At 48.8% G+C, this 12674-nt stretch carries 10 protein-coding genes; 8 read left to right on the top strand and 2 right to left on the bottom strand.

The window, feature by feature from the left end; genetic code table 11:
• The first annotated feature begins 254 nt into the window (after positions 1 to 254).
• The 8 genes from ABXS75_07815 to ABXS75_07850 all read left to right on the top strand — a co-directional run bounded on the left by ABXS75_07815 (position 255) and on the right by ABXS75_07850 (position 10200).
• Positions 255 to 1367, top strand: coding sequence for a uroporphyrinogen decarboxylase family protein (locus ABXS75_07815; GenBank protein ID XCP86688.1), 1113 nt, complete (start codon positions 255 to 257; stop codon positions 1365 to 1367).
• Between the two features lie 70 nt (positions 1368 to 1437).
• On the top strand, positions 1438 to 3111 hold the full coding sequence (locus tag ABXS75_07820) for a DUF4091 domain-containing protein (GenBank protein ID XCP87108.1): 1674 nt from the start codon (positions 1438 to 1440) through the stop codon (positions 3109 to 3111).
• Between the two features lie 63 nt (positions 3112 to 3174).
• A complete protein-coding gene (locus ABXS75_07825) occupies positions 3175 to 3825 on the top strand; it encodes a corrinoid protein (protein ID XCP86689.1) in 651 nt (216 codons plus the stop codon).
• 85 nt (positions 3826 to 3910) lie between these two features.
• Complete coding sequence (locus tag ABXS75_07830; GenBank protein ID XCP86690.1) at positions 3911 to 4780, top strand: uroporphyrinogen decarboxylase family protein; 870 nt, start codon at positions 3911 to 3913, stop codon at positions 4778 to 4780.
• A 22-nt stretch (positions 4781 to 4802) separates the two neighbouring features.
• A complete protein-coding gene (locus tag ABXS75_07835; GenBank protein ID XCP86691.1) occupies positions 4803 to 5906 on the top strand; it encodes a methylcobamide:CoM methyltransferase MtbA in 1104 nt (367 codons plus the stop codon).
• Between the two features lie 24 nt (positions 5907 to 5930).
• Entirely contained in the window at positions 5931 to 7541 is a 1611-nt protein-coding gene (locus ABXS75_07840) for an ASKHA domain-containing protein (protein ID XCP86692.1), read from the top strand.
• Positions 7542 to 7708: 167 nt separating this feature from the next.
• A complete protein-coding gene (locus tag ABXS75_07845) occupies positions 7709 to 9763 on the top strand; it encodes a molybdopterin-dependent oxidoreductase (protein XCP86693.1) in 2055 nt (684 codons plus the stop codon).
• A gap of 2 nt (positions 9764 to 9765) precedes the next feature.
• Positions 9766 to 10200, top strand: coding sequence for a 4Fe-4S dicluster domain-containing protein (locus ABXS75_07850; protein XCP86694.1), 435 nt, complete (start codon positions 9766 to 9768; stop codon positions 10198 to 10200).
• A gap of 184 nt (positions 10201 to 10384) precedes the next feature.
• On the opposite strand, the gene glgD is transcribed toward ABXS75_07850, so the two are convergent.
• Positions 10385 to 11500, bottom strand: coding sequence for a glucose-1-phosphate adenylyltransferase subunit GlgD (glgD, locus tag ABXS75_07855; GenBank protein XCP86695.1), 1116 nt, complete (start codon positions 11498 to 11500; stop codon positions 10385 to 10387).
• 1 nt (position 11501) lies between these two features.
• Complete coding sequence (locus ABXS75_07860) at positions 11502 to 12641, bottom strand: glucose-1-phosphate adenylyltransferase (GenBank protein XCP86696.1); 1140 nt, start codon at positions 12639 to 12641, stop codon at positions 11502 to 11504.
• Positions 12642 to 12674: the final 33 nt, after the last annotated feature.

Consider the following 12674-nt stretch of genomic DNA (forward strand, 5'->3'; position numbering starts at 1 on the left):
TACATAGTGAAAGCAAATTGATAAAACTGATGAAAACGAGTATATATTGAAAATTTCTATAAATGCACAAGGTATGACATGGACAGAAACATATGAATAGAAAAATTCAATAAGATTTATAGAGAAATCCAATAAATAAGTATGATTTACTAAAAAAAACGATTTGACTTTGTGTAAAATTAACAATATCATGAATATGTATATGAAAAAGTTGGTAAAAATGTGAGTGGAAGCCATGGAGGATTGGAGAGAAAATGGAAAAAGTAAAGAGACCAAATGATCAGATGACTCCGATTGAGAGAAAAAAAGCGATAGAATCCGGACAGGAGTTCGATCGTTTCCCATGCATTCCATTTATGGGAGAATTCAAATGCCAGTTTACCGGCATCAGTTTTCGGGATTTCTGGTATGACCCGGAGAAGATGGCGAAGGCGGAGATTGCGGCATTTAATCGATACGGCTATGACAGGATTGTGATCGGACCTAATACCAGGGGGATAACGGAAGCACTGGGAGGCAGGTTCGTTTATCCGGAGAAGGGACTGCCGTATGCGGACAAGCCTTTTTTGAAGCAGTATGAGCAGCTTGAGGAGATGGAGCCGGTCCGGGCAGAGACTGATTCCAGAATTCAGGTGTTCGCGGATACGGCAAAGAGACTGGAGGAAGCCGGGAAGATCGTTCCTATGGAAATGAGTATCGGCGGGCCATTTACGATCGCTTCCCAGCTTCGTGGAGTGGAGCTGCTTCTGCGGGATACGAGGAAGTGCTCTGATTCGATCATGAAACTGCTCAGAATCGTAACGGACAGCCAGAAGAGCTGTATTGATATGGCGGCAAGGTACGGCTTTGGGATTGCCATGGCAGATCCGGTCGCGAACCCGGCTTTGATCGGGCCGAAGCTGTATGAAAAGTTTGTATTTCCATTTACGAAGGAACTTACGGATTATGCGCTGGAGAAGACAGGGAAAAAGGTATCGCTCCATATGTGCGGCACCACGTATAGCATCTGGAAATATCTGCGGCAGTATGAACTCAATGAACTGAGTCTGGATAATATCATCGATCTTGAGCGGGCAGCAAAGGAGCTGGGGGATGCAGTTCCGATAGCAGGGAATGTGGACCCGGTGGAGATTGTGATGAACGGGACGAAGGAAGAGATTTACGAAGGGGTAAAAGCGTGTATTTCGGTCGGGAAATCGGCAAAGAAGGGTTACCATCTGGCTACAGGCTGCGACATACCCGAGACGACCCTGCCGCAGAAAATCGACTGGTTCATGGAGGCCGCAAGAGAGTGTGGGAATGGCAGACAGGGCCAGAAGATACATGTAATGCAGAAAATGTGTGGGGAATCAGGTAATGGCAGATAAGGATAGATAATACAAAAGAATAAAATATTTGAAAAGATAAAATATACGAAAAGGGAGGAATGAAGTTTTGATGAGAGCGGAAAGAGAGATAAAATATGAGATGAAGGTACTCAGTTCACTGGAGAAAGTATTTCCGGACGAGGTCCCGGTGTACAAGCCGGAATGTGTGCGTTTGAGCGGTCTTTGGGGAGAAACGATATCGTTTCAGATCGCGTATACGGGTGATTTTTTCATGCGCGAACGTCTGGATTTCAAAGTTGTGTCGCCGATTGAGAAGAATATCCGTCTGCGGAGCGTAGAGCAGGTGCCGGTGGGACGCGCGACGAACGGAATCGTAGATGACAACTATTTGAGAACTCAGTCCGGTCTTTATCCGGATCTGTTAAGGGATCTGAAAGATGGAAAGGTGATCGTCCGCTCTCACCAGTGGAGCAGCATCTGGGTGGACGTGAAGCTGACGGAAGAGATTCCGGCGGGAGAGTATGAGATTGAATTTCAGTTAATCAAAGAGGAGAAGGTGGTGTGCCATGCCACGGCCAGGATAACCGTGATCGGCGCAGTGCTTCCGAAGCAGAAGATCATGCATACAGAATGGATTCATGCCGACTGTCTGGCGGACTACTACCACGTTGATGTATTTTCTGAAGAACACTGGAAATTAGTGGAAAATTGCTTCAGAGAAGCCGTGGACAGAGGCTGTAATATGATGCTGGTCCCGTTATTTACCTCGCCCCTTGACACGGCGGTAGGGCTGGAAAGGACGACTACACAGCTCGTAGAAGTGACCGTGAAGGACGGGGAGTACCTCATCGGATTCGACAAGGTAAAACGCTGGATCGACCTTTGCAGGGAGTGTGGCGTGGAATATTTTGAAATGTCTCATCTGTTTTCTCAGTGGGGAGCAAAGTATGCGCCCAAGGTGGTGGCGAATGTGGACGGAAAAGAGGAGAAGATCTTTGGCTGGCATACGCCGGCGGTGGGAGAATACACCAGATTCCTTGAGACTTTTCTGCCGCAGCTTACCGCAAAGCTGAAGGAGTGGGGAATTGCGGAAGTGACGTATTTTCATATTTCCGATGAGCCGAGGGAGGAACATCTGGAGAGTTTTAAGGCGGCGAAGGAATCTCTGGGACATATGCTGGACGGTTTCCACACCTTTGATGCCCTGTCCAGCTATGAATTTTATCGTCACGGATTGATAGATAAGCCGGTTCCGGGGAATAATGAGATTGAGGAGTTCCTGGAACACGGGCTTACAGATATGTGGACCTATTATTGTACCGGACAGTTCTATGAGGTGAGCAACCGGTTCATGTCCATGCCGTCTGCGAGAAACCGCATTTACGGGGTACAGCTCTATAAATATAAGATTATCGGTATCCTGCACTGGGGATACAATTTCTATAATACACAGTATTCGATTGAGCATATTAACCCATATGAAGTGACGGATGCGGGAAATGCCTTCCCGTCAGGCGATCCGTTCCTGGTATATCCGGGAGCCGACGGCCATCCGGAGGAATCAATCCGTATGATGGTGCATTATGAGGCACTTACGGATCTGCGTGCTCTTGAGTATCTGGAATCACTTACCAGCAGAGAGTTCGTGATGGAGCTGATCGAGGGTGAACTGGCGGAGCCTCTGACCTTTAGGCGTTATCCGAAATCGGATATGTATCTGATCGCTTTGCGGAATAGAGTGAACCGGGAGATTGAGGGGAGGATACCTTGTGAAACGGTCTAATGACCATACGGGCTGCCCTTGGGTATATAAGAGGAAACATATGTCGAAAGTGAGGAATGACTTATGAAAGGGAAAGAAGAACTTCTGAAGAAATTATCGGACTGCGTGTTTGACATGGAGGACGAGGAGGTCGTGGACGTAGTCAGGGAATATATTGATTGCGGATATGATCCCAAGGAGGGTATGCTTTCCGGTTTGGTAGATGGAATGAAGCGTGCGAGCGAGATGTACGAGGAGGGCGAATATTTTGTGCCGGAGCTGATCGTGTGCTCAGATGCGATGTATGCCGGAATTGAGGAATTTCAGAAATACCTTCCGGATGCGGTGGGCGCCGGCATTGGTAAGATCGTTATCGGTGTGGTAGAGGGAGATACCCACGATATCGGTAAAAATCTTGTCAGGATCATGCTGGAGACGGGCGGCTTTGACGTGCATGATCTGGGGCGCGATGTTCCGCTGGACACATTTGTGGACTATGTGCGTGACAACGATGTGGATATTTTGTGTATGTCTTCCCTCATGACGACAACGATGCCGGGAATGGGAACGGTAATCGAGAGGCTCAAAGAGGAAGGACTTAGGGATAAGGTGAAGGTGATGATCGGCGGCGCGCCGGTATCTCCGGCTTTTGCTGAGAAAATCGGGGCGGACGGTTATACCCGGTCTGCCGCCGAGGCAGTGGAGTTTGCAAAGAAACTGGTCGGAGCCGTCTAGTGTACTGACCACACTAGCGATTTGGTCTAGTTATTTGCGAAATGTTGTATTAGCGTATGCGATGTCGGCAAGTCAGGGTGATGAAATGAGAGAAATCAGAGATTTTCATTGTACGTACGATAATTCAATCGGGATTTATGGCGATGTGGCGGGGAGGCTGGGTCTTTCTTTTCCTGATGCCTATCTTCACGCCGGGACTATGGCAGAGCTTTCAAAGGCACTGAAACAGTATGACGGGGCAGCTTTCTGTGAGCTGCCTTTTTGTCATACAGTGGAAGCGGAGGCCATGGGCGGGAGTATTCAGTATGGAGACGCAGTGGCAGGGCCGAGGGCAAAGGAATATGTATGTAACTCTTTGGAGGAAGTGCTTGCGCTGCCTGCGATTGATTTTGGCAGCGGACGAATCCATGAGGTGCTCCTTGCATGCCAAATGCTGAAAGAGTCAGGAGAGCATGTGGTGCTTGAGGTGTCGGGTCCCTTTACGATACTGAATGTGTTAATTGATGCAAAATATGTATTCAAAGGAATGAAGAAGAAACCAGAGCTTGTAAAAGAGGTCTTTTGGAAATTGGGAGTACAGATCCTTGCCTTTATGGAGGAGGCGAAGCGCTATGGAGCTGAGTTCATCAGCTATGCGGATTCTTCCGGCAGTGTCAGTATTCTGGGACCTCATATGGTGCGGCAGGTGGCGGAGGGTTTTACGAGGGACTTTTTGAAGAAGGCCCGGCAGATTGCAGACGAGAATACGATGCTTCTCCTCTGCCCGAAAACGACATTTGCACTGCTTGGACTTGGAATGCTGACGTTCAGGGACAGGCTGCTTGCGGAACCGATGCGGTACGGGGACGCCTGCCTTTCTATGAAGGGGACCGTGAAGATAGCGGGGCAGACATGTATTAAGAATATAAATTACCGTTTGGAAAGCAGAATTTTTAAGGAAATCGTGTTAGTATAGCGTTGAACGCAAGGAGGAAATGATGATAACGCCAAAAGAAAGATTAAAGTTAATTTTTGAGGGGCAGAAGGTGGATAGACCGGCCTGCATCTGTCCGGGAGGCATGATGAATATGATCACCTCGGATTTAATGGAGAGAGTCGGGGTGTATCTGCCGGAGGCACATACGGATCCGGTACAGATGGCGGCACTTGCGAAAGCCGTGTATGAGGAGGGCTGTTTTGAAAATTATGGAGTGCCTTTTTGCATGACTGTGGAGGCAGAAGAAATGGGGGCAAAGGTAGATCTGGGCTCCCGGGTCTATGAACCGCATGTGGTCGGCTATGCGATCGATTCTGTTGTGGATTATAAGAAGCTCCGCCCGGTCGATTTAAGTTGCCAAGCATACCTAAGTGAACGTCCGGTGGACGTTCATCTCGGTTGCCAAGCATGCCTAAGTGAACGTCCGGTGGACGTTCATCTCGGTACAGGCCGTGCGAGGGTCGTGCTGGAGGCCATCCGTATTTTGAAAAAGGAGACGAGCGGGGTGCCGATCGTGGGAAATCTCACTGGGCCGGTCAGTACGGCCAGCTCCCTCATGGAGCCGGTGACATTTTACAAGGAGCTACGCAAGAAAAAAGAGCAGGCGCATGAATATATGGAATTTGTCACAGAACAGCTCATCGCATTTGGTCGTGCGCAGATCGAGGCGGGTGCCGACGTAATCGCCATCTCCGACCCCAGCGGGACGGGGGAGATTCTGGGACCGAAGCATTTCCGGGAATTTGCGGTCACCTATATTAATAAGCTGTTAGATGCGTTGCAGGAAGAAAAACTTGGGACGATCGTTCACATCTGCGGTCAGATGAGCCCGGTCTATGCCGAGGTGGGGGAAATGCACTCCAGTGCGCTGAGTTTCGACTCGATCGTGCCTATGAAAGAGGCGAGAGAGCACCTGGAAAGCCGGGTGCTCATGGGAAATGTAAGTACCTATGCTTTGGAATTTGGAGATCCTGACCGGGTGAAGGCACTGACCAATCATTGTGTGAAGAGCGGATCGGATATTATTTCCCCGGCCTGCGGTCTGGGAATGAAGTCGCCGATCGGAAATGTACAGGCGATTCTGGAAGCGCTGAAAGAGGAGTAAAAACGAGAGTTTGGGAGAGAGAATATGGCAGAAATACAGATCAGGTCCGGCAAAAGGAAAATTTCCTGCGAAAAAGGAAGTAATCTGCTTCAGGTCCTACTTACCGCAGGAGTATTTGTGAATAACCCCTGCGGCGGGAAGGGAATTTGTGGAAAATGTAAGGTGAGGGTTCTGGCGGGCGACATTTCTCCGGTAACGGAAACAGAAAGAAAACATTTGACGCCTGATGAGCAAAAAGAGGGAATCCGGCTGTCCTGTCTTGCGAAGGTTATGGGAAGGGTTGAAATCGAGCTCCTGGAAAAAGAGCGGAAGCATAAGGTTCTTACCAAAGGCTATGTGCCGGATTTTGACAGGGAGCTGCGCCAAGAAGGCTATGGCATTGCGGTGGATATCGGTACCACTACGGTGGTGACATCTCTGGTGGATTTGACGAATGGAGAAGAGATCGCAGATGCGTCGATGATCAATGCGCAGAAGCACTACGGATTGGACGTGCTTACCAGAATCACATATGAATATGAAAATCCCGGAGACGGGGCAGAGAAACTAAAAGAAGCGATCGTGAACTCTCTGAATTCCATGATCGATGAGGTATGCCGGGAAGCGGGAATAGGAAGCAGCCAGATTCGGGAGATTGACGTGGCTGCGAATTGTACGATGATGCATATGCTTTTGGGCGTAGATGCAAGGTCGATCGGAAGAGCGCCGTATCAGCCGGAGTTTTTGGAAGCGCAGTACCTGAAAGCGGCAGAGATCGGCCTTGCGGCTGGGGAAGGCGCGGATTTATACTGCCTCCCTCACGTGTCGGCTTATATCGGTGCGGATATAACGGCGGGAGCTTATGTCTGCAATCTGCAAAATGAGAAAGGAAATGTACTGTTCATTGACATCGGAACCAATGGGGAGATCGTGCTTGCGGCGGGCATGCGGCTGCTTTGCTGCTCCTGCGCGGCGGGACCGGCTCTGGAAGGAATGAATATCAGCTGCGGCATGCGTGCGGCAGAGGGGGCGATAGAGGATATCACAATCGGGGAAAATGGCGTAGAGTATACGGTGATAGGGCAGAAGGAGACAAAAGCGGAGGCGGCCGGGCTCTGCGGAAGCGGAATCCTGTCGGCTGTAAAAGAGCTTTTGAGGACCGGATTGGTGAAGAAAACGGGCGTGTTCATAAAGAAGGAAAGGTTAGCAGAAGAGGATTACCGTTATCCGCTGATCCGGGTGAACGGTACGAAGAGAGAACTGGTCATTTCGGAGGTCCCCGAGATTATTGTTTCTCAGGATGATGTGCGGCAGGTGCAGCTTGCCAAAGGTGCGATTTTATCCGGCATCACGGCACTATTGCAAAAGGCAGGAATCAAGGTGGAAGATTTGGATAAGGTGATGATTGCAGGGCAATTCGGCGCGCATCTTCCCGCCGAGTCACTGATTCGGACCGGAATACTGCCGCAGATTGCACCGGATAAGCTGGTGTATGTCGGAAATTCATCGAAAACCGGTGCTTATATGACGCTGATGTCACGGAAAGTAAAAGAACAGATGGAAGAACTGGCTGCCAGTATGGAATATATGGAACTGGCGGAGACTCCGGGGTATGACAGAGTGTTCTCCGACTGTATGATTTTTCCGTCGGAGTGATAGATTCGAAGAGTGTAAAGTACGGAGAGATTTTTGTTGCCAAGCATACCTGAGAGAAGGTTTGTGGGCCTTCATCTTGGTTGCCAAGCATACCTAAGTGAAGGTCCGGGGGACCTTCATCTTGGTCAACTAGGGGAAGATTCAAGGTTGAGAAAAGAGGGTGTCAAGTGTCAGAAGAGAAGATTGTAAAAACAAGCTGCTTTATTTGTGGCAGCGGATGTATGGTAAATGCACATGTGAAGGATGGAAAAATGATTTCCATAGAGGGCTTCGGGCGAATGACGCCGGACGGAGGCGGAGTGTGCGCAAAGGGAGCGGCCGCAGCGCAGTTCCTCTACAATAAAGAGAGAATTCTGTATCCGATGAAACGTGCAGGAGAAAAGGGAGAAGGAAAATTTGAGCGCATTTCCTGGGACGAGGCCTATGATATGATTGCAAAGAACCTGCTTCGGATCCGGGAGGAGTATGGGGCGAAGCATACCGTATTTTATACAGGATACCCGAAATGGAACAGGCCGGCACTGCTACGGCTTGCCAACGCCTATGGTTCTCCAAACTACTGCACAGAGTCGAGCACCTGTTTTCAGGCGGCAGCTCTGGCCTGGCGCTCCGTGTTTGGAAACCGCATATGTCCGCCGGATTTTGCGCATGCGAAAACGGTGCTTATTTGGAGCTCGAATCTATATCATACCAATACGCCGATGAGCAGCATGTATCAGGGGCTGAAAAAACGAGGCGTACATATTATCGATGCGGACCCCAGACATTCCGTGACCGCGCATGATGCAGAAATCCATTTGCAGCTCATTCCCGGAACGGACGGAGCGCTTGCACTTTCCATGGGGCATGTGATTATAGAGGAGGGGCTCTATGATAGGGAATTTGTGGAAAAATATGTGTATGGTTTTGAAGAGTATGCGGAGTATGTAAAAGAATTTTCGCCGGAAAAAGCGGAGGAGATTACTGGGGTTCCTGCGGAATTGATTCGAAAGGCGGCAGTCACCTATGCTTCTTCGGGCCCTGCGGCGATCATGTTTTCCGCGTCGCCGATCGTGCATCATATTAACGGGGTACAGAATTATCGTGCCGTATTTGCGCTCTGTGCCATCACCGGGAATTATGATATTGAGGGAGGAAACAGGAGCCGGCCGGGGCCGGCATCTCCTGCAAATGAGTTTGGCAGGGTCAAACGTTTTGATATGGAAGAGGCCATCGGACAAAAGGACTTCCCAGTGTGGTTCGATCTGTCCTGCGAGGAGGCACAGTGCAGCCGGCTGGCAGATTATATTCTGGGTGAGGAACCGTATCCGATCAAGGCTATTTTTGCTATGGGCCTGAACCATCGTATGTGGCCGCAGCCGGAGCGTCTGAAGGAGGCTCTTAAAAAACTGGATTTCTATGTGAATATAGATTTCTTCCTCTCCGATTCCTCAGATGCGGCAGATCTGATCCTCCCGGCAAGTACCAGCTTTGAGCGTGACGAGGTGCGTGCGCTTCGGGGCGGCAGATTTTATTTCTCCAACCATGCAGTCAGGCCGCTGGGCGAGGCAAAGAACGATATCGAGATCATCATTGAGGTGCTAAAGCGCATGCAGCTTCATGACGAGGCGCTGGAAAATGGATATGAGGCGTATATGGAGCATATTTTGAAACCATCGGGGCTGAATCTTAGCGAGCTTAAGAAGAGTCCGGAAGGAATGCCGGGCAGGGTGATCTTTCCGCCGGCAGTGAAAACGTATGAGTCGAAGCCGTTTGATACCCCGTCGGGGAAGGTGGAGCTTCGCTCTCTTGTGTTGGAGAGAAATGGGTATGATGGACTCCCGGTCTACCGTGATTATAGAGAGACGGCGAAGGAGATAAGAGGCGAGTACCCTCTGATCTTAAATACCGGCAGCAGAAAACCACAGTTTTTTCATTCACGGCTGTATCGGCTGCCATGGCTTGCCGGAATCGAGACGGAACCAATGATAGAGCTGCACCCGGCTGATGGAGAAAAATATCAGATTGAGGACGGGGCGCGTGTCAGAGTGATCTCGCCGGCAGGAAAGATGGAGGGAACGGCAGCTTATAATATTTCAGGAAACCCGGGCGTGGTATATATTTATCATGGCAACGCCAAAGGAGATGCCAATGAGCTGATCGATAAGGATTATCTGGATCCAATCTCGGGATTTCCGGGCTTCAAGGGATACTTTTGCAGAATAGAGAGGGCAGGTGAGTAAAAGTGAGCGGACGGATTAAATTTGACCAGAAAAAATGTGTGGGCTGTTTTGCGTGCTATGTGGCCTGCATCAGCGCGCACTACGGACCGGAGGAGGAAGGAGCGCAAAGCTTTCGCAGTATCCGGAAGATCACGGTGCCGGAGGAAGGGTTTCAGAAGAATGTCTGTCCCGGCTGTATCCACTGCGGGCGCTGCATCAAAGAGTGTGACAGGGGAGCGCTGTACAGGGACGAGGAGACAGGTCTTGTGCTTACATACCCGGAGAAATGCGATGGCTGCGGAAAATGCATGGCTGTGTGCCCGAATCAGGTAATTTCACTGGATCTAAGCCGGAAGGTGAAAAAATGTGACGGATGTGTGGAAGTTAGAAAAGAAGGAAGACTTCCGGCCTGCGTAAGCGCCTGTCTGACAGGAGCACTCACGTTTGAGGAAAAATAATGGAGGATAAGGGTGCTGTCTTGTGTGACAGCTCTCTTAGGAATTTTACTTTATTCCACTTGATGTTTTCTTCAATATAAAGCATAATGAAAAGGTAGTATTAAAAAGGACTGGATAGGAGTCTCCCATCCAGTCTCTTTCTAATAGCCTTAAAGACGGCTCATTTCCTAATTCATTCTAAAATCTACAGACTATCCCTGCGGTGAATATATCCGGGTTCTTCCGGAGTAGCAATAATCTCTTTTGCATGAATCAGCTTCGCATGCTTGTCAACCACTATATTCTCTACATGCACGCCTTCTCCGACAACACTATCCGGCAGAAGGACACTGTTCTTAATAACCGCGCCTTTTTTAATCGTACAGCCACGTCCGATAATGGAATTCTCAACCGTTCCCTCAATCTTACAACCGTTGGATACTACGGAAGAGCTTACCTTGGAACCTGCAAAATACTGGGTCGGACAGGAGTCGTTGGTACGTGTATAGATTGGCCAGTCCTCAGAAAACAGATTCTGTGCGGCTTTGTAGTCAATCAGAGACATATTTGCATCGTAATAACTCTTAAAGTCTGTAATAGAAGCAAAATATCCACGATGAGAAACGCCACGGATATCCAGTTCATCAGAAACTTCGTTCACGATGTTGGACAGTGAATACATAGAAGAAATCTTCCGTGCTTTATGAATCAACTCGATAAACAGGTCTTTCTTCATTACATAGGTGTCCATGAAAATGTTACGGTTCTTTGCATTTCCACGGTTCTTGGAAATAGAAAGTACACCCTTCTGACGATTCAGTTCCAGAATGTTACAGCCAAGGAAGGCTTCTTTTGCAGTATCAACAGAGTGGTACAGCATGGTGATATCTGCGCCGGATTCAATATGTGTGTTCAGCAACTCATCAAAGTTCTGCGTGTATACCATGTAGCTGGGGGCGATTACCACATACTCATAGTGCATTCTCTCAATGCTTTCCAGGTTCTCTGCAAAAGCAGCCATATCTACATTGTAGATATCATGCTCTGTTCTGTTTTCAGAGAAGAGCATCTGTACACGGCCTCTCTTGGAGTTAATGTTATAGTGACGTCCGGTTCCGAGATGATCTGCCAGGGAACGCGGTTTTCTTCTTACATATACCTGAATGCGCTCGATTCCGCTGTTGCTCATGTTTGAGATCGGGAAGTCGATGAGCCGATATCTTCCAAGGAAAGAAAAAGCGGCGATAGTACGGTATTCTTCAAGTCCTTCCACCCAGATGTTCTTGCTGGAAGGTTTTACGATTCCAAATGCTTTTGCCATATTATTCAACCCCCTTTACACGTTTTGCTACGAGTTCGATGTTTTCGCTATTAGCATTTCCAACCTTCGCCTGTTTGCCGATCTTTACGCCGTCAGCAACCAGTGCACGCTGAACAACCGCACCTTCTTCAACAACTACGCCAGGCATAAGTACGCTGTCGATAATCTTTGCGCCGGGTGCGACCTTTGCTCCGGTGAATAATACGGAATTCTTAACGGTTCCGTCGATCACGCAGCCCTGTGTGATAAATGCATTCTCAACGCTTCCTTCCGGTCCTACGTAGTGGGGCAGTGAAGTAACATCTTCGGTGTAGATCTTCCAGGTCGGATCGCTAAGATCAAGCTCGTTGTTCTTGTCCAGAAGATCCATGTTTGCCTCCCAGAGGGAATCAATGGTTCCTACGTCCTTCCAGTAACCCTTGAACTTGTAAGCGAACAGGCTCTTGCCGTCGTTTAAGAGCTGTGGAATGATGTCCTTACCAAAGTCATGGTGGGAATCCGGATCCTTCATATCTGCCAGAAGCATCTTTCTGAGCATCTTCCAGTTGAATATATAGATACCCATAGACGCCAGGTTGCTCTTCGGCTCAGCCGGTTTCTCCTGGAATTCTACGATGCGCTCATTCTCGTCCGTATTCATGATACCGAAACGGCTTGCTTCCTTCATCGGAACTTCGATAACCGCGATGGTAGCGTCTGCGTTGTGCTCCTGATGATATTTGAGCATCTTGTCATAGTTCATCTTGTAAATATGGTCGCCGGAAAGAATTAAGATGTAATCCGGTGAATAGGTATCGATAAAGTCGATGTTCTGAGAAATCGCGTCTGCAGTTCCACGGTATACGTCCAGATTGGAATCCGCTTTTTCACGCGGTGGAAGAACGAATACACCACTATCTTTTGCGTCAAGGCCCCAACGGCGTCCTGCTGCTACATAGCTGTTAAGCAGGATGGACTCATACTGGGTCAATACTCCAACAACATCTATTCCGCTGTTTGCACAGTTGCTAAGGGGAAAATCGACAATGCGGTATTTTCCGCCATAGGAAACGGCGGGTTTGGCTACTTTGTTTGTAAGATCATGTAAACGACTTCCACGCCCACCGGCCAGAATCATCGCTAACATACTGTTTTGCTTCATAGTGAACCCTCTCTTTCATATTTATGCATTATA

Origin of the sequence: Roseburia hominis (assembly GCA_040702975.1) — a bacterium.
Taxonomy (GTDB): domain Bacteria; phylum Bacillota; class Clostridia; order Lachnospirales; family Lachnospiraceae; genus Allocoprococcus; species Allocoprococcus hominis_A.